This is a genomic window from Ornithinimicrobium sp. F0845, from assembly GCF_023015765.1.
In the GTDB taxonomy this organism is placed as follows: Bacteria; Actinomycetota; Actinomycetes; order Actinomycetales; family Dermatophilaceae; genus Ornithinicoccus.
Window position 1 is genome coordinate 21,738 of record NZ_JALKAL010000005.1, and the last position, 23,017, is coordinate 44,754.

Here is a 23,017-nt window from a genome sequence, read left to right on the forward strand (position 1 = left end):
CCGGACGCGTCACTCCCGGCCGAGCACCGACTCCTGGCTCGGCAGCTGGTCCTGGCGCAGCAGCCCGACCGGACAGGTCATGCCGTTGGGTCCGTGGTTGCAGTAGCCCATCGGGTTCTTGTGCAGATACTGCTGGTGGAAGCGCTCGGCGTAGTAGAACGGGCCGACCTGCGAGGCGGGCGCCAGCTCGGTCGTGATCGTGCCGTAGCCGTTGTCGGTGAGCACCTCCTGGAACGCGTCGTGGGTGGCCAGCGCGGCCGCCTCCTGCTCCTGCGTGGTCCAGTAGATCGCCGAGCGGTACTGCGTGCCCCGGTCATTGCCCTGCCGGTCCTGGGTCGTCGAGTCGTGGTTCTCCCAGAACTCCTTCAGCAGCGTTTCCGGGTCGGTCTGGGAGCGGTCGTAGACGACCATGACGGCCTCGGTGTGTCCGGTGCGACCCGTGCAGACCTCCTCGTAGGTGGCGTTCGGCGTCAGCCCGCCCATGTATCCCGCAGCCGTGGTGATCACGCCCGGCTGCCGCCAGAAGATCCGCTCGGTGCCCCAGAAGCAACCCATCCCGACATACAGGATCTCGGCATGGTCGCCCCAGGGGCCGTGCAGGGACGTGCCGAGCACCTCGTGGGTCTCGGGGATGTCCGGCAGCACATCAGGCCGGCCGGGCAGCGGACGGTGGACCTCGGGACGTGAAGTGCGCATGCCTCCAGTATGCGCCGGAGGCTCCTCACGAACAGCCTGGGATCGGTGCTCGGGTCGGCGTGGTGACCGGCGGCGGCAGTATGCCGTGTGCTCAGCCGTCGGGTGGCGACCGGTCAGTGGTTGTGGCAGGTTCCTCCCCATGGATGTTGCGCTGCGGTTCGGGTTGCCCGTGCTCCTGATCCTCATCGGGGTGGCCCTGTGGCTGTGGGGGCGCCGTGAGCAGGATGCCGCGCGTGCTCAGATCGGGCAGAAGGGGGGCTTCGGTGGACCGCCCGGCACGCTCGACATCGGCACGGAGATCGGGTTCGGCGTCGAGGGGCCCGGGCCGAACCCCGCGGCTGCGCGCCCCAAGATCGTCGGTGGCCTGGTGCTCGTGGCGGTCGGGGTGCTGCTGCTCATCATCATGACGATCATGCAACTGGTGGGCTGAGCGGTCACTGGAGTGGAGAAGGTGATCCGGTGGCTCCCCGAGGGGCCACCGGATCACCAGATCGCGTGGACCGGCAGGTCGGCCGCTCCAGACCTTGACGTCGAGTCCGACATCCGCCAAGGGGTGAAGGGGACGAGCAGCGTTCCCCTCCTTCACACGAGTCCTGCAATGGAGGTCTCCGGAGAAGTCGCTCCCGCCAAGATGCAGTCAACGTAAGGCAAAGAGTTCACAAAAGAAAGAGGGAACTTCGACGAGTCTGCGTCGCCTTCGCAGACTCTTCTCAGCAGCGTCGCAGGCGTCTGATAGGGCAGGCTGAGGCGGCAGAGAATGGCGGGAACCGTTCGGAGCCAAGCATTCTCGGTGTTGCTTCGCGGTGCTCATCCGTGCTCAGTCCGCCCGTGGGCAGCTGACGGCGACTCCCTTGGGTAGCAGGTGTGTGATAAGAGTCACATCAATGCCGCACGTTTGAACTATTTGGAGCACCTTAATGCTGCAGCGCAAGAACCGCTTGGTGTGAACCCCCGGACGTGGCCACGGACTTGCGGGCTATTTCGAACCCAGTGAAATTACTGACGAAGATGATGCGCTATACCTGGGCCTCAAGGAAATTCAGGACTTCCGTGTCGTCGACGCCGGGAAAGACGCCAGGAGGCATGGCAGCGAGCAGGTGCGAGTGGACGCGGGCGCTCGGCCAGGCCTGGCCGGCCCACCGGGCGGCGAGCTCTGCGGGCGGCTGTGCACAGCACGCGGGGTCCGGGCAACGGGACCTCGACCGGGCCGTCGTCTCGCGACCGCGCATCCACTTCACCTGGGCGAAGGGCACCCCGACGCTGACCGAGAAGGTGCCGTTGGCGGTCCGGTCCACCATGGCCGTGCACCAGTAGGTGCCGGACTTGGTGTCGGTGTACTGCTGATAGGCGCTGGAGCGGTCCGGCTGCTCGAAGACGACCCGAGCCGTCCAGTGCTTGCAGACCCGCTGCCCCTCGATCGCTCCGGTCGCGTCGCTGGGGAAGCGGACCCCGTCGTTCTCGTAGGCCTTGTAGATCAGGCCCGCCTCGGAGATGCGCATGAAGTGCACCTGCAGGTCCAGGTGGCGGGTGGCCAGGTTGGTGAACCGGTGGGCCGCGGTCTCGTACGACACGGCATACGCATCGCGCAGGTCCTCGATGGCGATGTCCTTGGCCGACTTGGCCCGGCTCAGCAGCGGCACGGCGCTGCTCTCGGGGATGAGGAGCGCGGCGGAGAAGTAGTTGATCTGCACCCGCTGGGACAGGAACTCGGCATAGTCGGCCGGCACCTCGTGACCGAGGACCACGTGACCCAGGGCCTGCAGCGCCAGCCAGCGTGAGTCGCTCTGACCGGCGTCCGGCTGCGGCAGGTAGATCCGGCGGTTGGCCAGGTCGGTGACCGACCGGGTCGAAGTGGGCAGGTCGTTGGTGTGGACCAGGGAGAAGCCGAGGTGGCCGGCGAGCTTGTCGACGGCGGTGCGGGTGATCGGTCCGCCGCGGTGGTCGATGGCGTTGAGGAGCTGCGCAGCGGTCTCCTCGATATCCGGGAAGTAGTTGTCCGCCGCGCGCATCTGGGTGCGGAGCTCGGCGTTGGCCCGCCGAGCGTGCTCCGGCGTGGCGGCCCGCTCCGCCTGCACAGCGGCGAGCGCCTCGTGCATGCCGACCAGCGCCTCGAGGGCCTCGGTGGGCAGTCGCGGTCCGATCTTGACCGCAGGGAGACCGAGAGCCTCGAAGGAGTCGGCGCGCTGCGCCTTCTCCAGCGCGATCTCCAGGGCCGCCCGACGGCTCGGCGGGCGGGCCTGCAGGAGCTCGGACAGGTCCGTGCCCAGGGCGGCGGCGAGGGCGGCCAGCGTGGAGAGCTTGGCCTCGCGCTTGCCGTTCTCCAGCAGCGAGAGCGCAGACCCGGAGATGCCCGCCTGGCCCGCGACGTCATCCAGGGTGCGCCCCGTGGAGCGGCGGATGTGCCGCAGCTGCCTGCCGATGGTGATCGGGTCGGGAGCGGTCGCGAGATCGGTCATTGCGCCACGATAGCGCAAGAAGTGCAGAAATTGACCACGCCAATCGCCTCAAAGCAGTGCCTTCTTGACCCAATGATGGGTCATCGCACCAGAACGGCACTTCTTGCGGAGGGCCCACCGAACCGAAGGGACGTCTCATGACCGTCACGCTGAACAACCCCGACGCCACCACCACCGAGCCTGGCACCCAGCTCTCCGCCGCAGAGGCGCTGCGCACCGAGTGGGCAGCCAACCCGCGCTGGTCCGGCATCGAGCGCACCTACTCCGCCGAGGACGTCGTGCGGCTGCAGGGCAGCGTGGTGGAGGAGCACACCCTGGCCCGCCGCGGCGCCGAGAAGCTCTGGGAGCAGCTGCAGACCAAGCCGTTCACCCGCGCCCTCGGCGCCCTGACCGGCAACCAGGCCGTCCAGCAGGTCCGCGCCGGCCTCGAGGCGATCTACCTCTCCGGCTGGCAGGTCGCCGCGGACGCCAACCTGTCCGGCCAGACCTACCCCGACCAGAGCCTCTACCCGGCCAACTCCGTGCCCGCCGTGGTCCGCCGGATCAACAACGCGCTGATGCGCGCCGACCAGATCGACTGGTCCAACGGGGAGAACGGCACCGACTACCTCGTGCCGATCGTCGCCGACGCCGAGGCCGGCTTCGGCGGCCCACTCAACGCCTTCGAGCTCATGAAGTCGATGATCATCTCCGGCGCTGCCGGCGTGCACTGGGAGGACCAGCTCGCCTCGGAGAAGAAGTGCGGCCACCTCGGCGGCAAGGTGCTGGTCCCCACGGCCCAGCACATCCGCACCCTCAACGCGGCCCGTCTGGCCGCCGACACCCTCAACGTGCCCAGCCTGGTGATCGCCCGCACCGACGCCCTGGCCGCCGACCTGCTGACCAGCGACGTCGACCCGATCGACCAGGAGTTCACCACCGGTGAGCGCACCAGCGAGGGCTTCTTCCGGGTGCGCAACGGCATCGAGCCGGTGCTGGCCCGCGCCAAGGCCTACGCCCCCTACTGCGACCTGATCTGGGTCGAGACCGGCACCCCGGACCTGGGCCTGGCCCGCGAGTTCGCCACCGAGCTCCACCGGGAGTTCCCGGGCAAGATGCTGGCCTACAACTGCTCGCCGTCCTTCAACTGGAAGGCCGCGCTGTCCGACAGCGAGATCGCCGCGTTCCAGGACGAGCTCGGCGCCCTCGGCTACAAGTTCCAGTTCATCACCCTGGCTGGCTTCCACGCCCTGAACCACTCGATGTTCAACCTGGCCCACGGTTACGCCCGCACCGGCATGAGCGCCTACGTCGAGCTCCAGGAGGCGGAGTTCGCCGACGCCGGGCGCGGCTACACCGCCGTGAAGCACCAGGCGGAGGTCGGCACCGGCTACTTCGACAAGGTCTCCACCGCGATCAACCCGGCCAGCGGCACCCTCGCCCTGACCGGCTCCACCGAGGAAGAGCAGTTCCACTAAGAAACGCCCCGGCCCAGCAGAGCTGGTTCACCTCGGCAGGGCAGTGACTCCCACCAGAGGTCCGCCCACCGGGGTGAATCGGCCGACCGGCCACACGACATACGAGAAGGAGATTGACATGACCACCACACACACCCGGGGCACCAACGGCGCCGTCCAGGTCCGCGGCCCCGAGCACCCCCGGTTCGAGCAGATCCTCACCCCCGAGGCGCTGGACTTCGTGCGTCAGCTGGACGGTGCGTTCGCCGGCCGCCGCGCCGAGCTGCTGCAGGCCCGTCGCGCCCGACAGCACCAGATCAGCGCCGGGCGCGAGGAGCTGGGCTTCCTCCCCGAGACCCGCGGGATCCGCGAGCACAAGTCCTGGCGCGTCGCCGAGCCGGCGCCGGGCCTGACCGACCGCCGCACGGAGATGACCGGGCCGGCCAGCCGCAAGCTGACCATCAACGCACTCAACTCCGGTGCCCGGGTGTGGATGGCCGACCTCGAGGACGCGACCGCGCCCACCTGGTTCAACGTCATCGACGGCCAGATCAACCTGTATGACGCGATCCGCGGCCAGATCGACTTCACCGACGAGAACGGCAAGGAGTATGCCGTGGGGCAGGAGACCCCGACCATCGTCCTGCGGCCGCGTGGCTGGCACCTGTGCGAGAAGCACCTGTCCGTTGACGGCCGGCCGCTGCCGGCCTCGCTGGTGGACTTCGGGCTCTACCTCTTCCACAACGCCCAGGAGCTCATCGACCGCGGCGCGGGGCCGTACTTCTACCTGCCCAAGCTGGAGTCGCACCTGGAGGCGCGCCTCTGGAACGACGTCTTCGTCCTGGCGCAGGACCTGCTGGGCATCCCGCAGGGGACCATCCGGGCCACCGTGCTCATCGAGACGGTGACCGCAGCGTTCGAGATGGAGGAGATCCTGTATGAGCTGCGCGACCACTCCTCGGGTCTGAACGCCGGTCGCTGGGACTACATCTTCAGCTACATCCGCACCTTCGCCCAGCGCGGCCCGGAGTTCGTCCTGCCCGAGCGTGCCCAGGTCACGATGACCACGCCGTTCATGCGGGCCTACACCGAGCTGCTGGTGAAGACGTGTCACAAGCGGGGCGCGCACGCGATCGGCGGCATGGCGGCCTTCGTGCCCGACCGCACCGACGAGGCGGCGACCGCTGCCGCGCTGGAGAAGATCCGCGCGGACAAGGAGAGGGAGGCCGGCGACGGCTTCGACGGCTCCTGGGTGGCGCACCCCGCGCTGGTGCCCACGTGCACCGAGGTGTTCGACCAGGTGCTGGGCGAGCGCCCGGACCAGCGGGACCGTCAGCGGCACGACGTCGAGATCACCGTGGACGACCTGCTCACCGGCGTGCCGGACCCCACGGTCACCGAGGCGGGTGTCCGCACCAACATCACGGTGTCGCTGCGCTATCTCGCGGCCTGGACCTCAGGCACGGGCGCCGTGGCCATCGACAACCTGATGGAGGACGCGGCGACCGTCGAGATCTCGCGCGCCCAGCTGTGGCAGTGGATCCGCAACCGCACACCGCTGGAGGACCTCCGGGTCGTCACCCGCCAGCTGGTCGGTGACCTCATCGAGGAAGAGGCCGGACGGCTGGCCGCCGAGCTCGGGCCCGACGCCTCCGAGCCGCTGGCCCGGGCGCGCGAGGTGCTGGAGTACGTCGCGCTCGGTGAGTACCTGCCCGGGTTCTTCACCAACTACGCCTACGTCCGCTACCTCATCGACAAGCCGATGACCGGTCCGCTGGACAAGGAGGACCTGCGGATGTCCGAGCGCGTCCCCGGTGCCGGCCAGTCCGAGGACGCGGCCTGACCTGAGCGCGGCGCCCCGCCGGCCCGAGCCGTGCGACCAGATGTGCGCGGTGCGACGCCCAAGACGTCGCACCGCGCACAGTCCGTCGCATGGCCCGCTGCGTGTGATCGCACAGCACGCCGTACGGCACACAGCCGCGGACCAGCCGCACGCGAGCGCACGGCGCGACCGCACGGCATACTGCACCTGCCGTCGCGACTAGGGTGACCCCTGTGCCAACGACGCCATCCGTGACCCCCGCCGACATCGACGCCGCCCGGGAGCTCCTGGCCGGGGTGATCAGCCCCACGCCGATGGAGTTCAGCCAGGCGCTGAGCACGCTCGCCGGCGTCCCCGTTCACCTGAAGTGCGAGAACATGGGCCGTGCCGGCTCCTTCAAGATCCGCGGCGCCTACACCCGCATGGCTGCGCTGTCCGAGGAGGAGCGGGCCCGCGGTGTGGTGGCAGCCAGCGCCGGCAACCACGCCCAGGGCGTCGCGCTCGCCGCCCAGCTGCTCGGCATCGAGGCGACGGTCTTCATGCCCAACGGTGCCTCGATGCCCAAGCTGCGGGCGACCCGTGGCTACGGCGCCACGGTCGAGCAGGTCGGCAGCACCATCGACGACTGCATCGAGCGGGCGCGCGCCTTCGAGCAGGAGACCGGGGCGGTCTTCATCCCGCCGTTCGACCACCCGGGCATCGTCGCAGGCCAGGGCACCTGCGGGCTGGAGATCCTCGAGGAGGTCCCCGACGTCGGGACCATCCTGGTGTGCCTCGGCGGCGGCGGGCTCCTGGCGGGGATCGCGACCGCTGTGAAGGCCGTCCGTCCCGACGTGCGGGTGATCGGCGTCCAGGCCGAGGAGGCCGCAGCCTGGCCGGGGTCGCTGGCCGCGGGCCACCCCGTGCCGGTCGAGCGGATGAGCACGATGGCCGACGGCATCGCGGTCGGCCGTCCCGGGGACGTGCCGTTCGAGCTCGTGCGCGACCTGGTCGACGGCGTCGAGACGGTGGGGGAGGACTCCATCGCCCGGGCGATGCTCTTCCTGCTCGAGCGCGCCAAGCTGGTCGTCGAGCCCGCGGGGGCGGCCGCGGTCGCACACCTGATGGACCGGGCCGCGGCAGGCCAGGGGGAGCCGGCCTTCGACCTGGACCGGCCAGTGGTCGCGGTGCTCTCCGGCGGCAACATCGACACGCTCCTGATGCTGCGGATCATCCAGAGCGGGCTCGGCATCGCCGGCCGCTACCTGCAGTTCCGGGTGACGGTGCCTGACCGGCCGGGCTCGTTGTCGACCCTGCTGGCCCACCTGGCCGAGCAGCGGGCGAACGTCCTGGAGGTGCAGCACGGCCGCACGACCGCGTCGCTGCACGTGCACGAGGTGCAGATCGGGATCACCGTGGAGACCGACGGCCCGGAGCACTCCGCGTCGGTCATCGAGGCCCTCCACGAACACGGATACCGCCCCGTGCTGGCCGGCTGAGCCGAGCGCACGGGGCGGCATCGTGGTGCTGCTGAGGTCCGGTCACCCCCGGACATGGGGCGTCCGGGTCAGGACGAGTACGGGGTTGCGGAGAGGACCTTGACCTCGATGGACTTCCCGTTGGGGGCGTTGAACGTGGTCACGTCGCCGGGCACGTGGCCCAGGATGGCCGCACCCATCGGGGACTTCTCGCTGTAGACCGTCAGGTCCTCGTCGTCACCGATGATCTCGCGGCTGCCGAGCAGGAACTTCTCCTCCTCGCCGAACATCTCGATGGTGACGATCATGCCGGGCTCGACCACGCCGTCGTCGGCCGGCGCGTCGCCGATCGTGACGTTCTGGAGCAGCTGCTCGAGCTGGCGGATGCGGGCCTCCATCTTGCCCTGCTCCTCCTTGGCCGCGTGGTAGCCGCCGTTCTCCTTGAGGTCACCCTCCTCGCGAGCCTCCTCGATGCGCTGCGAGATCTCGGTGCGACCCTCGCCCTTGAGGTGAGCAAGCTCCGCCTGCAGGCGGGCGTGCGCCTCAGGCGTCAGGTAGGTCGCCGTCTGCTTCGTGGTGGTGTCGGTCACTTCAGTCACTCCTCGGGTCACGCGTCAGCGCACCGCAACTCTCACGGATGCGTCCCTGACACGATCAAACAATGAGGCCCGGGCGGTGGGAACTGCCTGAGCTTTCGGGTGCTCAGCGCTGTCCGGCCCGGACCTTCGCGATATGCAAGTTTAACAAGGAAAGCGCGAGTGGTCACATGTCAAGGTCACGATCAGGTCACGAGTATGCCGGGTGCTCGCCTGGGCCGGAGAGGTTCAGTCCGCGTAGGTGCAGTTGATCAGTCCGCGTAGGTGCAGTTGTCGACGTAGCCCGTCGTCGCCCGGGCGACCGTGCGCAGCGACTCCACATGCCGGCTCGGGGACGATTCCGCGGGCCCCACCGTCACCCGGCCCGTGCCGACCCGGGCGTGGTGGGTGTCCAGCGCGTGCAGGTCGCACACGACGGTGCGGGTCGGGTCCCGGCGCAGGTCGAAGCGGATGTCGACCTGCTCGTCGGAGACGATGTCGAAGCCACCGTTGTACCAGTGCACCTTGCCGGCGGTCGCCGCGATCCCGAACCAGATCGCCAGGGCGGTCATCGCGACCACGCCGAGGGTCCCGACGATCCACCAGGTGCGCTTGCTCACCGTGGTCGGTGCGGGGCTGCTCACGGGTGGTACTCCGTCCAGGGTCGGGTCTGTCCTCGGGAGGTGAGAGGATAGGGGGCGCTGTCGCGCCGGGGTGCGACACCATTGTCCGTCACACCAGATCACGAGGAGCGCAGGGTGTCCCAGGAGCTTCGCCTCATGGCCGTCCACGCACACCCGGACGACGAGTCCAGCAAGGGTGCCGCCACCACCGCCAAGTATGTCGCCGAGGGGATCCAGGTGATGGTCGTCTCGTGCACCGGGGGCGAGCGCGGGGACGTCCTCAACGAGAAGCTCAAGGGTGACCCCCACATCGAGCGGGACCTGACGCAGGTCCGCCGCGACGAGATGGCCCGCGCCGTCGAGATCCTCGGCATCCAGCACACCTGGCTCGGCTTCGTCGACTCCGGTCTGCCGGAGGGCGACCCCCTGCCGCCGCTGCCCGAGGGGTGCTTCGCGCTCGAGCCGGTCGAGGTGACCGCCGAGGCGCTGGTGCGGGTGATCCGCGAGTTCCGCCCCCACGTGCTCACCACCTACGACGAGAACGGCGGCTACCCCCACCCCGACCACATCATGACCCACGTGGTGTCGATGGCGGCCTTCCGCGCCGCCGGCGACCCCACGGCATACCCCCACGCAGGTGAGCCGTGGCAGCCGCAGAAGGTCTACTACTCGGGTTGGTCCATCAAGCGGATCCGGGCCATCCACGAGGCGATGCTGGCCGAGGGGCTGGAGTCGCCCTACGAGGACTGGGTCAAGGGGCTGCGGACCCGGGCGGAGCGCGACATCCAGACCCATGTCGAGTGCGCCGAGTTCTTCCCGGTCCGCGACGACGCCCTGCGTGCCCACGCGACGCAGGTCGACCCCGACGGCTTCTGGTTCCAGGTGCCGATGGAGCTGCAGCAGCGGGTGCACCCGACCGAGGACTGGGAGCTGGCGGTCTCGCTGGTCGAGCCGTCCTTCCCCGAGGACGACCTGTTCGCCGGGCTGCGGGAGCTGGATCTGGAGGCAGTATGCCGTCGCGCCCCTGAGCGCGACGCCGACGGTGAGATCGTGGCCGCCTACCGCTCCGTCCCGCCGCCCCCGGTGGACGCCGACGCCGACGGCGTGGACGACGCCCGGCAGACCGAGGACCTTGACGACGAGATCACCGAGCTCGAGGGTCACCACGACCGTGAGGATGACCAGGCGTCGTGAACAGCACCGGCGTCGAGATCACCGCGGGCCTGGGCGGGTTCCTGGTCCTCTTCTTCCTGGCCGTCGCGCTCATCCTGCTCGGCATGGACCTCAACAAACGGCTCCGCCGGCTCAAGCACCAGGAGGAGCTGCGCCTGGCGGAGGAGCGGCTCAAGCAGGAGCGCCGTGCGCAGGAGTCCGGCGAGGGCCCCAGTGAGGGCCTGGGTGAGGACAAGGGCAACCCGGACGACGAGCCGACGCCCTGACCGGGCGGTGGACGGGCGACGTCTCGACGGGTCAGCCTGACCCAGGCACCGCGCCGTAGACCGAGAAGGAGACGGCCACGTAGTGCGCCGCGAAGGCGAGGATCGTGAACGCGTGGAAGATCTCGTGGAACCCGAACCATCGCGGCGAGGGGTTGGGCCGCTTGGTGCCGTAGACCAGGGCCCCCAGGGTGTAGAGCAGCCCGCCCGCGGCGATGAGGATGACCACGGCGGCACCGCCGTTGCGCCAGAAGCCCGGCAGGTAGAAGACCGCCACCCAGCCGAGCGCGACGTAGACGGGGGTGTAGAGCCAGCGGGGCGCGCCGACCCACAGCACCCGGAAGAGCACGCCCGCGACAGCGCCGCCCCAGACGAGCCAGAGCAGGGTGCGGGCCTGGCCCGGGGGCAGCAGCAGCACGGCGAACGGTGTGTAGGTGCCGGCGATGATCAGGAAGATGTTGGCGTGATCAAGTCGCTTGAGGACCCGACTGGTCCGTTCGCTGAAGTGGCCGGTGCCGCGGTGATAGATGGCCGACGTGCCGAACAGCAGGACAGCGGTGACCGCGAAGATCGCGGCGGCGATGCGCGCCGGGGTCGTCGGTGCCAGGGCGACCAGCACGATGCCGGCGGCCAGCGCCAGGGGGGTGGTGCCCAGGTGCAGCCAGCCACGCAACTTCGGCTTGATGACCGCGACGGCCTCCCGGGCAGCGTCCTTGACCTCGCCTGCGGTCTCCCGGACCTCGTGCACTGCCGACTGCGTGGCTCGCTGGACGCGGGCGCGGCTCGCGGACTGCGGCACGTTCGGTTCCATGGGGTAACGATAACCTACGGAGGCGTAGGTTACCAACTAGTAACGATGAACTCTCGGCAAAGGTACCCCGACTCCTGGGTGTTGCGGCGAGTAGGTTAGGCGCTATGCGTTCTCCCCGTGACCTGCTCTATCGGGTGTACAACCGGTCGCTGACCAGGCACCTCCCGGCCGAGCGGATGCCACGTCATGTGGGTGTCATGCTCGACGGCAACCGGCGGTGGGCCAGGCAACGCGGTGCGGACACGGCGCACGGACACCGAGCCGGCGCCGACAACATCGCACCGCTCCTCGACTGGTGCGAGGAGGCCGGCGTCGAGGTGGTCACGCTCTGGCTGCTCTCGACCGACAACCTGCGGCGCGACGCGCGTGAGGTCGAGCCGTTGCTGCGGATCATCCAGGACGTCGTCACCCAGTTGGCGCAGGCCCGGCACTGGCGGATCAACCTGGTGGGCGCCGCGCACCTGCTGCCCGAGGAGACCGTCCAGGTGCTGCGTGCCGCCGTCGAGCGCACGGCCGACGTCGAGGGCATGGTGGTCAACGCTGCCATCGGTTACGGCGGCCGCCAGGAGATCGCCGATGCCGTCCGGTCGCTGCTGGCCGAGGCCGCCGAGCAGGGGACGCCCATCGAGGAGCTCGCCACCACGGTGCAGGTGGAGGACATTGCCGAGCACCTCTACACCAAGGGCCAGCCGGACCCGGACCTGGTGATCCGCACCAGCGGGGAGCAGCGGCTGGGTGGCTTCCTGCTCTGGCAGAGCGCGCACAGCGAGTTCTACTTCTGCGAGGCGTACTGGCCCGACTTCCGCAAGGTGGACTTCCTGCGGGCACTGCGGGCGTATGCCGAGCGCGAACGGCGCTTCGGCAGCTGACGGGCGTCTCTGGTCGCCACTGCGCGCGCTCGGTGGTCCTGAGAGTCAGCACCCGTGCGCTCGGTGGGCCTGACGTCGCCATCCCGTGCGCCGGGTAGCCGGGGAGTGAATCCTGCGTGACGACCAGACGGACCTTCGCGCCACGCCACGGCCAATACCGCACAGTCGGCGGTTCTGGTCCTACGGTCGGAAGTGACGCAGGACACCCGTCCTCGTTCGGGAGGCCCACCAGATGGAGCGACAGCTCTGGGCGGGGGGCCGGCACCGGCACCTCGGCCACCTGGTCAGGGTCCGGTCCCGGTCAGCCCACCGCCACCACGCGTAGCGTCAGCGCGCGTGCAGGGAGAGTCGACATGGCATCAACCACCAGCCGATCCGCTACCCGTTCCACGCGCGCCCGTGCCGCACAGCCCGTGCAGACCAAGACCTACGTCCTGGACACCTCGGTCCTGCTGTCCGACCCGCGGGCCCTGCTGCGATTCGCCGAGCACCAGGTGGTGCTGCCGATCGTCGTGATCACCGAGCTGGAGGGCAAGCGGCACCACCCGGAGCTGGGCTACTTCGCCCGGGAGGCGCTGCGGCAGCTGGACGACCTGCGTGTCAAGCACGGTGGACTGAGCGAGCCGGTGCCGGTCGGTGCGGCCGGGGGCACGCTGCGGGTCGAGCTCAACCACACCGACCCCGCCTCCCTGCCGGCCGGCTTCCGCCTCGGCGACAACGACTCCCGGATCCTGGCCGTGGCCTGCAACTTCGCCAGCGAGGGTCACGACGTGACGGTGGTGAGCAAGGACCTGCCGATGCGGGTCAAGGCCTCCGCGTGCGGCCTCGACGCCCAGGAGTACCGCGCCGAGCTGGCCGTCGAGTCGGGCTGGACCGGCATGGCCGAGTTCGAGGTGGACGACACCCAGATGTCCACGCTCTATGAGACCGGGCGGCTGGAGCACGACGGCGCCAAGGACCTCATGGTGCACACCGGGCTGACCGTGCTCGGGCCCTCCGGCAGCGCCCTGGGTCGCGTCGGACCCGACCACGCGATCAAGCTCGTCCGCGGCGACCGTGATGCCTTCGGGTTGCACGGGCGGTCCGCGGAGCAGCGCATCGCACTAGACCTGTTGCTCGACCCGGACGTCGGCATCATCAGCCTCGGCGGCCGGGCCGGCACCGGCAAGTCGGCCCTGGCCCTGTGCGCCGGTCTGGAGGCCGTGATGGAGCGGCGCCAGCACCGCAAGGTGATCGTCTTCCGACCCCTGTATGCCGTGGGAGGCCAAGAGCTCGGCTACCTCCCGGGCACCGAGAACGAGAAGATGGGGCCCTGGGCCCAGGCGGTCTTCGACACCCTCGGCGCGGTGGTCTCCCGGGAGGTCGTCGAGGAGATCATCGACCGCGACATGCTCGAGGTGCTGCCGCTGACGCACATCCGCGGCCGGTCGCTGCACGACGCGTTCGTGATCGTCGACGAGGCACAGTCGCTGGAGCGCAACGTGCTGCTCACCGTGCTGTCCCGGATCGGCCAGAGCTCCCGCGTCGTCCTCACCCACGACGTCGCCCAGCGGGACAACCTGCGGGTGGGCCGCCACGACGGCGTCGCCGCGGTGATCGAGACGCTCAAGGGGCACCCGCTGTTCGCGCACGTCACGCTGCACCGCAGCGAACGCAGCCCGATCGCGGCACTGGTGACCGACCTGCTCGAGGGCGGGGAGGCTCTCGTCTGACGGGCGGGCGGTCCGCGCGATGTCCGGGAGGCACGCGCGGACTCGGCCTGCACGGTCAACTGGGCACGGGTCGCGGGGCTCGGCCGTCCCGCCGACCCATGACCCACTCCTGTCACAGCAGCCCCAGAACGACGCCTCGCCGGTGATGTGACGTTCACCACGGAACAGGTGGTTGAATTTGCGATCTTGTGATGTGGCCTGTCACGGTAGACCGAGTCAGATCACGAATTGATAACGCTCGTGACCGTTGCCCCCGCTGCGCATCGCAGCTGACGGTGCCCCGGGCGTGGAGGAACTCCCTTGTCCAATGCCCCTGAGATTTCCGTGCTGCCCAGCAGCGAGGAGGCCGACTCCGGCCGCCACCGTCCCGGTCGTCGGTTGCACCGCGGCGCGACCGCGCTGACCGCGGTCATCGCCGCCGGCGCCATGGCCATGGCCGCCTATGCCGCGGTCCCGTCGTCCACCACCCCCACGATGGACGCCGACGGCCTGGCCAACTCCATCGCCGAGACCAGCCCCTTCGTGGGCGACGCCGCGCTGCGCAACGTCGCGGACGGGACGCAGTCCCCGCTGGCTGAGGCGGTCGCCAAGGTGGAGGAGCAGATCTCCGCCTCGTCGCTGCACTTCTCCACCTGGAGCGCCCGCAAGGCCGGCGACGTCGCCACCGAGAAGTCGGAGGAGATCGCCGCCGAGCGCGCCGCGGCCGAGCGCCGTGCCGCCGAGGAGGCTGCCGCTGCTGAGGCCGCCGAGCGCGCCGCCGCCGAGGAGCGCGCTGCCGAGGAGGAGGCCCAGCAGGCCGCCGCCCGGTCCCAGGAGCGCGCCGAGGCCCCCGCCGAGGAGGCCGCCCCGGCCCCCGCCCCCGAGCCCGCCCCGGCACCGTCTGGTGACCCCCGGTCCATTGCCCGCAACATGCTCGGCAACTACGGCTGGAGCCAGGACCAGTTCGGCTGCCTCGACTCCCTGTGGATGCGCGAGAGCGGCTGGAGCCACACCGCGACCAACCCGTCCTCCGGCGCCTACGGCATCCCGCAGTCGCTGCCGGCCAGCAAGATGGCCAGCGCCGGAGCCGACTACCGCACCAACCCGGCGACCCAGATCCGCTGGGGCCTGGGCTACATCCAGGGCCGCTACGGCAGCCCCTGCGCCGCCTGGGCGCACTCGCAGTCCGTCGGCTGGTACTGAGCCGCACGTACTGAGCCGCACGCCACGCGAGCACCGGCCCGCCGGTGACGCATCTCCTCAGAGCAGACCCCGGTCCGCCCCTCACGGGCAGGCCGGGGTCTGTCGCGTCAGCCCGGCAGGTCGGGGGCTGTCGTGTCCGCCGGGGGCGCCTGGCGATCCCCCGGGCCGCGGGGGAGACTGGGGGGCATGACCGACGAGCCCAGCACCCCGGCAGGATCCACCGTCCCGATGCGCACCGAGCGTGACTCCATGGGGGAGGTGCAGGTCCCGGCGGACGCGCTCTATGCCGCACAGACGGCACGGGCCGTGGAGAACTTCCCCATCTCGGGTCAGCCGGTGCCGGCCGCCATCGTGCACGCGCTCGCACTGATCAAGTCGGCCGCTGCCCAGGTGAACTCCCAGCTCGGTGTCATCGACTCCGCCCGTGCCGACGCGATCACCGCGGCCGCGGACGAGGTCGTGGCGGGGCGGCACGACGCCCACTTCCCGATCGACGTCTACCAGACCGGATCGGGCACCTCGACCAACATGAACGTCAACGAGGTGGTGGCGACGCTGGCCAACCAGGCCACGGGCGGTGAGCCGACGGTGCACCCCAACGACCACGTCAACGCCGGCCAGTCCAGCAACGACACCTTCCCCTCCGCCATCCGGGTCGCGGCCGGGCGTCTCGTGCACGACGAGCTGCAGCCCGCCCTGGAGCATCTCGAGCAGGCACTGTCCGCCAAGGCGGAGGAGTTCGCCGATGTCGTCAAGGCGGGCCGCACTCACTTGATGGACGCAGTCCCCGTGACGCTCGGCCAGGAGTTCGGCGGTTACGCCCGCCAGATCGCCCTCGGCCGTCAGCGGGTCGCCGAGTCCGCTGTCGCCGCGGCCGAGCTGCCGCTGGGCGGCACCGCCGCAGGCACGGGCCTCAACGCCCAGCCCGGCTTCGCGGCCGCCGTGATCGCGGAGGTGTCCCGCCGCACGGGCGTGGACTTCGTCGAGGCCGAGGACCACTTCGAGGCGCAGTCCACCCAGGACGCGCTGGTAGCTCTGAGCGGCTCCCTGCGGGTGGTCGCGGTGTCGCTGACCAAGATCTGCAACGACCTGCGGTGGATGGGCTCGGGCCCGCGCGCGGGTCTGCAGGAGGTCCAGCTGCCCGACCTGCAGCCGGGCTCCTCGATCATGCCCGGCAAGGTCAACCCGGTGCTGCCGGAGGCGGCGCTGATGGTGTGCGCACGCGTGATCGGCAACGACGCCACCATGACGGTCGGCGGAGCGAGCGGGACCTTCGAGCTCAACGTGATGCTCCCGGTGATGGGACAGGCCCTGGTCGAGTCGATCACCCTGCTGGCGAATGTCTCCCGGGTCCTCGCCGACCGCTGCATCACCGGGATCACCGCCAACGTGGAGCACAACCGCGAGCTCGCGGAGAGCTCGAGTGCGATCGTCACCCCCCTCAACAAGTACATCGGCTACGAGGCCGCGGCCGCCGTCGCCAAGCAGTCGCTGGCCAACCGACAGACCATCCGGGACGTGGTGATCGAGCGTGGGCACGTGGAGCGCGGCGAGCTCACCGAGGAGCAGCTCGACGCCGCCCTCGACGTTCTGGCGATGACCCGCCCCAACGCCTGAGGGATCCGGGCTGGGAATCCCGCGGGAGGCGCGCCGTACAAAACCACTACAAAGTGAGGGCCTACAAAACCACTACAAAGTTGCGTAGAGGGCCTACAAAACCACTACATTTTTGGGTCAGAGACGGCGCAGCCGCACCCGGTTCACCGCGTGGTCCTCGCCCTTGCTCAGCACCAGGGTCGCGCGGCCGCGGGTCGGCAGGATGTTCTCCACCAGGTTGGGCGCGTTGATCGCGTCCCAGATGCTCTCGGCCATGTCCACCGCCGCCTCGTCGTCCAGGTTGGCGTAGCGGCGGAAGAAGGACTCGGGCTGGCTGAAGGCCGTATGCCGTAGCTCCTGGAAGCGGTCGACGTACCACTTCTTGATCAGGTCCTGCTTGGCGTCCACGTAGACCGAGAAGTCGAAGAAGTCCGAGACGGACAGGCCGGAGCGGCCGTCGCTGTGCTGGCGTGGCGCCTGCAGCACGTTGAGCCCTTCGACGATCAGCACGTCCGGTCGCCGGACCACGATCTCCTCACCGGGGACGATGTCGTAGGTCAGGTGGGAGTAGACCGGTGCCCGCACCTCGGCCTTGCCCGACTTGACCTCCATGACGAAGCGCAGCAGGGACCGGCGGTCATAGCTCTCCGGGTAGCCCTTGCGCGCCATCAGGTTGCGGTCGGTCAGGACCTTGTTGGGGAAGAGGAACCCGTCCGTGGTGACCAGCTCGACCGTCGGCTCGGACTCCCAGCGCTGGATGAGGGCCTGCAGGATGCGGGCGGTGGTCGACTTGCCGACCGCCACCGACCCGGCGACCCCGATGACGAAGGGGGTCCGCTCGTGGCGCTCGCCGAGGAAGTCGCTGGTCACCTGGTGCAGCTGCTCGACCTCGCGCTCGTAGAAGGACAGCAGCCGGGACAACGGCAGGTAGACCTCCTCGATCTCGCGCATGTCGAGGCGCTCGCCCAGGCCGCGTAGACGGGTGACGTCCTCCTGCGACAGGAGCATCGGGTGCTGGTCGCGCAGGGCAGCCCACCCGGCGCGGTCCAGCTCCACGTAGGGCGAGGTCAGGCTGGCGCCGTTGGATGCCATGGGGGCCATTCTGCCCAACGCGGACACCGACGGCGCATGCGGCTCCCGACCCCGGCACGGATTAGGCTGCCTGGCATGTGTGGAATCGTGGGATACGTCGGCCCGGACGCCAGCGGCAAGGCACTCGACGTCGTCATGGAGGGCCTGACCCGCCTGGAGTACCGCGGCTACGACTCGGCCGGCGTCGCGCTGGTCGGTGACGGCGAGGTCGTGGGCGCCAAGCGGGCCGGCAAGCTGACCAACCTGGTGCAGGCGCTGGAGGACCAGACGCTCCCGGAGACCGCGACCGCGATCGGGCACACCCGGTGGGCCACGCACGGCGGCCCGACCGACCAGAACGCCCACCCGCACCGCGGTGGCACCGACCGCAAGCTGGCGCTGGTCCACAACGGCATCATCGAGAACTTCCACGCGCTGAAGAAGCAGCTGCTCGCCGAGGGGGTCGAGTTCACGTCCGAGACCGACACCGAGGTGGTGGCCCACCTCGTGTCCCGGGCCTTCGCACAGACCCACGACCTGACCCAGGCGATGCGCGAGGTGGTCAACACCCTGGAGGGCGCGTTCACCCTGCTCGCGGTGCACGCCGACCAGCCGGACGTGGTCGTCGGGGCACGCCGCAACTCCCCCCTCGTGGTGGGTCTGGGCGAGGGGGAGAACTACCTGGGCTCGGACGTCGCCGCCTTCATCGGCTACACCCGGCACGCGCTGGAGCTGGGACAGGACCAGATCGTCACGATCACCCCCGACAGCTACTCCGTCATCAACTTCGACGGCACCCCCAGCGACGGCAAGGCCTACGAGGTCACCTGGGACGCGGCAGCCGCGGAGAAGGGCGGCTACGACACCTTCATGGAGAAGGAGATTAACGAGCAGCCGCACGCGGTCGCCGACACCCTGCTCGGGCGCACCGACGAGACGGGCCGCCTGGTCCTGGACGAGATGGGCATGTCCGAGGAGGACCTGAAGGCCATCAACAAGATGGTCATCGTGGCCTGCGGCACCGCCGCGTATGCCGGGATGGTCGCCAAGTACGCCATCGAGCGCTGGGCGCGCATCCCGGTCGAGGTCGAGCTGGCCCACGAGTTCCGCTACCGCGACCCGGTGATCGACGAGCAGACCCTCGTCGTCTCGATCAGCCAGTCAGGCGAGACGATGGACACGCTGATGGCGGTGCGTCACGCCAAGGAGCTCGGCGCCCGCACGATCTCGATCTGCAACACGCACGGCTCGACGATCCCGCGCGAGTCCGACGGCGTCCTCTACACCCACGCCGGCCCGGAGATCGCGGTCGCCTCCACCAAGGCCTTCCTGGCGCAGATCACCGCCAGCTACATCCTCGGCCTCTACCTGGTCCAGGTCCGCGGTGGCCACGACGAGGGCGTCGTGCAGGTCATGCAGGAGCTGCACCGCATCCCGGAGAAGATCCAGGAGGTCCTGGACGGCATGGACCGGGTCAAGGAGATCGCGCGGTTCATGGCCGACACCCGGGCGGTGCTCTTCCTCGGCCGCCACGTCGGCTACCCGGTCGCCATGGAGGGGGCGCTCAAGCTCAAGGAGCTGGCCTACATCCACGCCGAGGGATTCGCTGCCGGCGAGCTCAAGCACGGCCCGATCGCGCTGATCGAGCCCGGTCAGCCGGTCTTCATCGTGGTGCCCTCGCCCGACTCCGAGCACGGCCTGCACGGCAAGGTGGTCTCCAACATCCAGGAGATCCGGGCGCGCGGCGCCAGGACCCTGGTGATCGCCGAGGAGGGCGACGAGGACGTCGTGCCCTTCGCCGACGAGGTGATCAGGATCCCGCAGAGTCCCGCACTGCTGGCGCCGCTGCTCTCTGTCGTGCCGCTGCAGGTCTTCGCCCTCGAGCTGTCCTCGGCCAAGGGGCTGGACGTCGACCAGCCGCGCAACCTGGCCAAGTCGGTCACGGTTGAGTAGGTCCGGCGTGGGTACGCCCGGAGCAGGACGAGCATGATCATCGGCGTCGGCATCGATGTCGTGGACATCCCGCGCTTCGGCGCCACGCTGGAGCGCACCCCGCGACTGCTGGACCGGCTCTTCACCGCCGAGGAGAGGACGCTGCGGCTGCCGTCGCTGGCGGCCCGCTTCGCGGCTAAGGAGGCCCTGGCCAAGAGCCTGGGAGGCCCGGTCGGCCTCAGCTGGCAGGACGCCAACGTGGTCAAGGACGAGTGGGGCCGACCCGAGTTCGTGATCCGCGGCAGCGTGCAGGCCCGTGCCGACGAGCTGGGGGTCACCACGATCCACGTGTCGTTGTCGCACGACGCGGGGATCGCCTCGGCGATGGTGGTCGCGGAGGGATGATCCGCGCCTTCAGCGTCCCCGACGTGCGCTCGGCTGAGGCCGCGGCCATGGCCGACCTCGAGCCCGGCATACTCATGCAGCGCGCGGCAGCGGGTCTTGCCGAGGTCACCCTCGCCCGGGCCCGGGAGCGGGCTGTCGAGTCCCTGGTCGTGCTGGTCGGTCCCGGTGACAACGGCGGGGATGCCCTGTATGCCGCAGCGCACCTCAGCGAGCACCTCGCCGTGGTTGTCGTGCAGGTCGGTGACGTCGTCCACGAGGGCGGACTGCAGGCGGTCCTCGACGCAGGCGTGCCCAGGCTCCGCGTGGCCAGGACACGACGCGCCCTCACCGCACCGATCCACGATGCGCTCGCGGGGGCCGAGATGGTCGTCGACGGGCTGCTGGGGATCGGTGGGCGCCCAGGGCTCACGGGTGCGATGGCGGGTCTGGCTGAGTCACTGCCCGAGTCGGCCTGGGTCATCGCCGTCGACCTGCCCAGCGGTGCCGACCCGGCGGGGGTGACGCCGCTCGCCGCCAGCGTGCGCGCGGACGAGACGGTGACCTTCAGCCTGGCCAAGCCGGTGCACCTGCTGCCGGCCACGTCACCGGCGGTCGGGTGGCTGACGGTCACGGACATCGGGGTGCCCGAGCCGCAGGACGCAGCGGTCGAACGGCTCACCGTGGACGACGTGCCGGCGCTGTGGCCCGTCCCTGGACCGTCGGACGACAAGTACTCCCGCGGGGTGCTCGGCGTCGTGGCCGGCAGCGCCCGCTACCCCGGTGCCGCGGTGCTCGCGGTCAGCGCCGCCGCCGAGTCCGGTGCGGGCATGGTCCGTTATGTCGGACCCGACGCCGCGTCCCAGCAGGTGCTCAAGGCCGTGCCCGAGGCCGTCCCGGGGCAGGGGCAGGTCCAGGCCTGGCTCGTCGGGCCCGGCATCCCGGTCGACGAGACCACCCCGGACGTCCGTCGTCAGCTGGACGCCTGCCGCAGTGCCCTGGCCAGCGACCTGCCCTGCGTCGTGGACGCCGGCGCGCTGGACCTCATCGAGGGACCCCGGGAGGCACCGACGCTGCTCACCCCGCACGCGGGAGAGCTGGCCCGGATGCTGAGCCGGCTGGAGGAGGGGCGGGTCTTCCACCGCAACCAGATCAGCGCCGCACCCCTGGGGCACGCGAGGCGAGTGGCCGAGCTGACCGGTGCGGTCGTCATACTCAAGGGAGCGACCACCCTGGTCGTCGCACCGGAGGCCGACCGTTCGGTGCGCTCCCAGGCGGACGCGCCGCCCTGGCTGGCGACGGCTGGCGCAGGCGACGTCCTCGCGGGACTGGTCGGTGCCCTGGTGGCCTCCGGACTGGACCTGCTCGACGCGGGCTCGCTGGCCGCACTGGTCCACGGCCTGGCGGCACACCGGGCGAACCCCGGCGGGCCGGTGCGTGCCCTCGCCGTGGCCCAGGCGATCCCGGGCACCGTCGCGGATCTGCTGCGGTCCTGACGCGCGGACGACCGGGAACGGGTCGCCCGCGCGGGGCCGATAGTGTGCCGGTATGGATCAGAGAGTGAGTGTCGTGACGCTCGGCGTGCGCGACCTGGACCGGGCCGTGGCGTTCTATCAGGCCGTGGGGTGGGAGCCGGCCGCCTCGCCCGAAGGGGTGGTCTTCTTCCAGGCGGGTGGCCTCGTCGTCGCGCTCTGGGACCGGGCGGCGCTCGAGGTCGACTCGTGCGCCGAGGACTCCGGTGGGTGGGGCGGTGTCACCCTCGCCTACAACGTCAACAGCCGTGAGGAGGTCGACGACGTCCTCGACGAGGCGGAGGCCGCCGGGGCGACGATCGGCCGCCGCGGCGGCGGGACGTTCTGGGGCGGCTACTCCGGGGTCTTCACCGACCCCGAGGGGCACCCGTGGGAGGTGGCGCACAACCCGTTCTGGAGTGTCACCGAGGACGGCCAGACGATGCTGGGCGACGGTCGCGGCTGAGGTGCCCTGCTCACGGCGGAACGCCGTGGCGCCGGTGCGCCGCCCTGGGTGAGGGGCGCGCCGGTGGTGCGCGCTCGGCATACTGCAGCCCGGGCTCACCGACCCGAGCGGAACTCCGCGAGCTCCTCGTCGCTGATGCCGTAGCAGTGCTCCGGGGCCGGGTAGCTGCCGTCCCGCACCTCGGCGGTGTAGGCGCTCAGGCCCGCGACGACCTGGGTGCCGATCTCGGCATAGCGCTTGACGAATCGGGCGCCGCCGCCAGAGGTCATCCCGAGCAGGTCGTGGAAGACCAGGACCTGGCCGTCGGTCGCCGGGCCTGCGCCGATGCCGATGACGACGGCCTCCATCGAGGGCATGATCTCCTCCGCGAGCTGTGCGGGGATCGCCTCGAAGACGATGGCGAAGCACCCGGCGTCCTGGAGCGCTCGCGCCTCGGCAGCGACCTTGTGGGCCGCTGCCGCGGTCCGGCCCTGGGCCTTGAAGCCGCCCAGGGCGGTGGCCGTCTGGGGGGTCAGGCCGACGTGGCCCATGACGGGGATGCCAGCGTTGACGATGGCCGTGGCGCGGGCCACCGAGGTTGGCCCGCCACCCTCCAGCTTGACCGCCTCACAGCCGGCCTCCTTGACGAAGCGGAACGCGGTCGCCACGGCCTGCTCGTCGCTCACCTCGTAGGAGCCGAAGGGCAGGTCGCCGACCAGCAGCGGTGTGCGCAGCCCGCGCCGGACGGCCTTGGTCAGGACCAGCATCTCCTCGACCGACACCGGGACCGTGCCGTCATAGCCGAGCACGGTCATCGCCGCCGAGTCGCCCACGAGCACCAGGTCCACCCCGGCCTCCTCGGCGGCCAGGGCACCGGGGTAGTCGTAGGCGGTGACCATGACGATCTTCTGGCCGTCGCGCTTCATGGTCGCCAGGCCGGGGAGGGTCACCGGGGATCGCGTCGTCGCGGTCTCGGCCTCGGGGCGGGGACGGGAGGACATCGTCG

Annotated in this window: 21 protein-coding genes; 14 read left to right on the forward strand and 7 right to left on the reverse strand. The window is 70.3% G+C overall.

Translation table 11 applies throughout. From position 1 onward, the window contains the following. Positions 1-9: 9 nt before the first annotated feature. Positions 10-696 (reverse strand): peptide-methionine (S)-S-oxide reductase MsrA, encoded by a 687-nt coding sequence (msrA, locus tag MWU75_RS08965; protein WP_247089804.1) that lies wholly within the window; start codon positions 694-696, stop codon positions 10-12. A gap of 139 nt (positions 697-835) precedes the next feature. On the opposite strand from msrA, the gene MWU75_RS08970 reads away from it, so the two are divergent. Continuing rightward, positions 836-1,126 carry a hypothetical protein gene (locus MWU75_RS08970; protein ID WP_247089806.1) on the forward strand — a complete coding sequence of 97 codons (291 nt, stop codon included), beginning with the start codon at positions 836-838 and terminating at the stop codon, positions 1,124-1,126. Between the two features lie 586 nt (positions 1,127-1,712). On the opposite strand, the gene MWU75_RS08975 is transcribed toward MWU75_RS08970, so the two are convergent. Continuing rightward, positions 1,713-3,152: a helix-turn-helix transcriptional regulator gene (locus MWU75_RS08975; protein ID WP_247089808.1), complete on the reverse strand. Its 1,440-nt coding sequence runs from the start codon at positions 3,150-3,152 to the stop codon at positions 1,713-1,715. 137 nt (positions 3,153-3,289) lie between these two features. On the opposite strand from MWU75_RS08975, the gene aceA reads away from it, so the two are divergent. From aceA to ilvA, 3 genes are all read left to right on the forward strand, one after another. Then, positions 3,290-4,609: an isocitrate lyase gene (gene aceA / locus MWU75_RS08980; RefSeq protein WP_247089810.1), complete on the forward strand. Its 1,320-nt coding sequence runs from the start codon at positions 3,290-3,292 to the stop codon at positions 4,607-4,609. Positions 4,610-4,727: 118 nt separating this feature from the next. Next, the gene (gene aceB, locus MWU75_RS08985; protein ID WP_247089812.1) at positions 4,728-6,431 is read left to right on the forward strand and encodes a malate synthase A; all 1,704 of its coding nucleotides are present in this window, start codon (positions 4,728-4,730) and stop codon (positions 6,429-6,431) included. A 212-nt stretch (positions 6,432-6,643) separates the two neighbouring features. Continuing rightward, on the forward strand, positions 6,644-7,888 hold the full coding sequence (ilvA, locus tag MWU75_RS08990) for a threonine ammonia-lyase (RefSeq protein WP_247089814.1): 1,245 nt from the start codon (positions 6,644-6,646) through the stop codon (positions 7,886-7,888). A gap of 68 nt (positions 7,889-7,956) precedes the next feature. Here ilvA and greA read toward each other — a convergent pair whose 3' ends face one another. After that, positions 7,957-8,457, reverse strand: a complete 501-nt coding sequence (gene greA, locus MWU75_RS08995) for a transcription elongation factor GreA (RefSeq protein WP_247089816.1) — start codon at positions 8,455-8,457, stop codon at positions 7,957-7,959. 257 nt (positions 8,458-8,714) lie between these two features. Next, on the reverse strand, positions 8,715-9,086 hold the full coding sequence (locus MWU75_RS20275; RefSeq protein WP_247089817.1) for a DUF4307 domain-containing protein: 372 nt from the start codon (positions 9,084-9,086) through the stop codon (positions 8,715-8,717). A 114-nt stretch (positions 9,087-9,200) separates the two neighbouring features. Here MWU75_RS20275 and mca point away from each other — a divergent pair, with 114 nt between their 5' ends. Together mca and MWU75_RS09010 are read left to right on the forward strand one after the other, a co-directional pair. Next, positions 9,201-10,259: a mycothiol conjugate amidase Mca gene (mca, locus tag MWU75_RS09005; RefSeq protein WP_247089819.1), complete on the forward strand. Its 1,059-nt coding sequence runs from the start codon at positions 9,201-9,203 to the stop codon at positions 10,257-10,259. Then, positions 10,256-10,504, forward strand: coding sequence for a hypothetical protein (locus MWU75_RS09010; RefSeq protein WP_247089820.1), 249 nt, complete (start codon positions 10,256-10,258; stop codon positions 10,502-10,504). The genes mca and MWU75_RS09010 overlap by 4 nt, the downstream gene beginning before the upstream one ends. A 31-nt stretch (positions 10,505-10,535) precedes the next feature. Here MWU75_RS09010 and MWU75_RS09015 read toward each other — a convergent pair whose 3' ends face one another. Continuing rightward, positions 10,536-11,312, reverse strand: coding sequence for a hemolysin III family protein (locus MWU75_RS09015; protein ID WP_247089821.1), 777 nt, complete (start codon positions 11,310-11,312; stop codon positions 10,536-10,538). Between the two features lie 104 nt (positions 11,313-11,416). Between MWU75_RS09015 and MWU75_RS09020 the strand changes: the two genes are divergently transcribed. From MWU75_RS09020 to MWU75_RS09035, 4 genes are all read left to right on the forward strand, one after another. Then, entirely contained in the window at positions 11,417-12,181 is a 765-nt protein-coding gene (locus MWU75_RS09020) for an isoprenyl transferase (protein WP_247089822.1), read from the forward strand. 353 nt (positions 12,182-12,534) lie between these two features. Beyond that, a complete protein-coding gene (locus MWU75_RS09025) occupies positions 12,535-13,893 on the forward strand; it encodes a PhoH family protein (RefSeq protein WP_247089823.1) in 1,359 nt (452 codons plus the stop codon). A gap of 300 nt (positions 13,894-14,193) precedes the next feature. Beyond that, positions 14,194-15,075: a lytic transglycosylase domain-containing protein gene (locus tag MWU75_RS09030; protein ID WP_247089824.1), complete on the forward strand. Its 882-nt coding sequence runs from the start codon at positions 14,194-14,196 to the stop codon at positions 15,073-15,075. Between the two features lie 186 nt (positions 15,076-15,261). Then, entirely contained in the window at positions 15,262-16,692 is a 1,431-nt protein-coding gene (locus MWU75_RS09035; protein ID WP_247089825.1) for a class II fumarate hydratase, read from the forward strand. A 117-nt stretch (positions 16,693-16,809) separates the two neighbouring features. On the opposite strand, the gene coaA is transcribed toward MWU75_RS09035, so the two are convergent. After that, positions 16,810-17,763: a type I pantothenate kinase gene (coaA, locus tag MWU75_RS09040; protein WP_247089826.1), complete on the reverse strand. Its 954-nt coding sequence runs from the start codon at positions 17,761-17,763 to the stop codon at positions 16,810-16,812. A 75-nt stretch (positions 17,764-17,838) separates the two neighbouring features. Here coaA and glmS point away from each other — a divergent pair, with 75 nt between their 5' ends. The 4 genes from glmS to MWU75_RS09060 are packed head-to-tail and all read left to right on the forward strand — an operon-like array spanning position 17,839 to position 22,032. Further along, complete coding sequence (gene glmS, locus MWU75_RS09045) at positions 17,839-19,695, forward strand: glutamine--fructose-6-phosphate transaminase (isomerizing) (RefSeq protein WP_247089828.1); 1,857 nt, start codon at positions 17,839-17,841, stop codon at positions 19,693-19,695. Positions 19,696-19,728: 33 nt separating this feature from the next. Further along, on the forward strand, positions 19,729-20,079 hold the full coding sequence (locus MWU75_RS09050) for a holo-ACP synthase (RefSeq protein WP_247089829.1): 351 nt from the start codon (positions 19,729-19,731) through the stop codon (positions 20,077-20,079). Further along, positions 20,076-21,551, forward strand: a complete 1,476-nt coding sequence (locus MWU75_RS09055) for a bifunctional ADP-dependent NAD(P)H-hydrate dehydratase/NAD(P)H-hydrate epimerase (protein ID WP_247089830.1) — start codon at positions 20,076-20,078, stop codon at positions 21,549-21,551. Before MWU75_RS09050 ends, MWU75_RS09055 begins: the two co-directional genes overlap by 4 nt. A 52-nt stretch (positions 21,552-21,603) precedes the next feature. Beyond that, positions 21,604-22,032: a VOC family protein gene (locus tag MWU75_RS09060; protein WP_247089831.1), complete on the forward strand. Its 429-nt coding sequence runs from the start codon at positions 21,604-21,606 to the stop codon at positions 22,030-22,032. Between the two features lie 95 nt (positions 22,033-22,127). On the opposite strand, the gene panB is transcribed toward MWU75_RS09060, so the two are convergent. Beyond that, a complete protein-coding gene (gene panB / locus MWU75_RS09065) occupies positions 22,128-23,012 on the reverse strand; it encodes a 3-methyl-2-oxobutanoate hydroxymethyltransferase (protein ID WP_247089832.1) in 885 nt (294 codons plus the stop codon). Between the last annotated feature and the right edge of the window lie 5 nt (positions 23,013-23,017).

Excerpts from the sequence above, each read along its gene's own strand:
- MWU75_RS09050 (WP_247089829.1), top strand. The coding sequence starts at position 19,729 with ATGATCATCGGCGTCGGCATCGATGTCGTGGACATCCCGCGCTTCGGC.
- aceB (WP_247089812.1), top strand. The coding sequence starts at position 4,728 with ATGACCACCACACACACCCGGGGCACCAACGGCGCCGTCCAGGTCCGC.
- MWU75_RS08970 (WP_247089806.1), top strand. The coding sequence starts at position 836 with ATGGATGTTGCGCTGCGGTTCGGGTTGCCCGTGCTCCTGATCCTCATC.
- MWU75_RS08975 (WP_247089808.1), bottom strand. The coding sequence starts at position 3,152 with ATGACCGATCTCGCGACCGCTCCCGACCCGATCACCATCGGCAGGCAG.
- glmS (WP_247089828.1), top strand. The coding sequence starts at position 17,839 with ATGTGTGGAATCGTGGGATACGTCGGCCCGGACGCCAGCGGCAAGGCA.
- MWU75_RS09020 (WP_247089822.1), top strand. The coding sequence starts at position 11,417 with ATGCGTTCTCCCCGTGACCTGCTCTATCGGGTGTACAACCGGTCGCTG.
- MWU75_RS09060 (WP_247089831.1), top strand. The coding sequence starts at position 21,604 with ATGGATCAGAGAGTGAGTGTCGTGACGCTCGGCGTGCGCGACCTGGAC.
- msrA (WP_247089804.1), bottom strand. The coding sequence starts at position 696 with ATGCGCACTTCACGTCCCGAGGTCCACCGTCCGCTGCCCGGCCGGCCT.
- panB (WP_247089832.1), bottom strand. The coding sequence starts at position 23,012 with ATGTCCTCCCGTCCCCGCCCCGAGGCCGAGACCGCGACGACGCGATCC.
- MWU75_RS09015 (WP_247089821.1), bottom strand. The coding sequence starts at position 11,312 with ATGGAACCGAACGTGCCGCAGTCCGCGAGCCGCGCCCGCGTCCAGCGA.
- aceA (WP_247089810.1), top strand. The coding sequence starts at position 3,290 with ATGACCGTCACGCTGAACAACCCCGACGCCACCACCACCGAGCCTGGC.
- MWU75_RS09035 (WP_247089825.1), top strand. The coding sequence starts at position 15,262 with ATGACCGACGAGCCCAGCACCCCGGCAGGATCCACCGTCCCGATGCGC.
- MWU75_RS09025 (WP_247089823.1), top strand. The coding sequence starts at position 12,535 with ATGGCATCAACCACCAGCCGATCCGCTACCCGTTCCACGCGCGCCCGT.
- MWU75_RS09055 (WP_247089830.1), top strand. The coding sequence starts at position 20,076 with ATGATCCGCGCCTTCAGCGTCCCCGACGTGCGCTCGGCTGAGGCCGCG.
- coaA (WP_247089826.1), bottom strand. The coding sequence starts at position 17,763 with ATGGCATCCAACGGCGCCAGCCTGACCTCGCCCTACGTGGAGCTGGAC.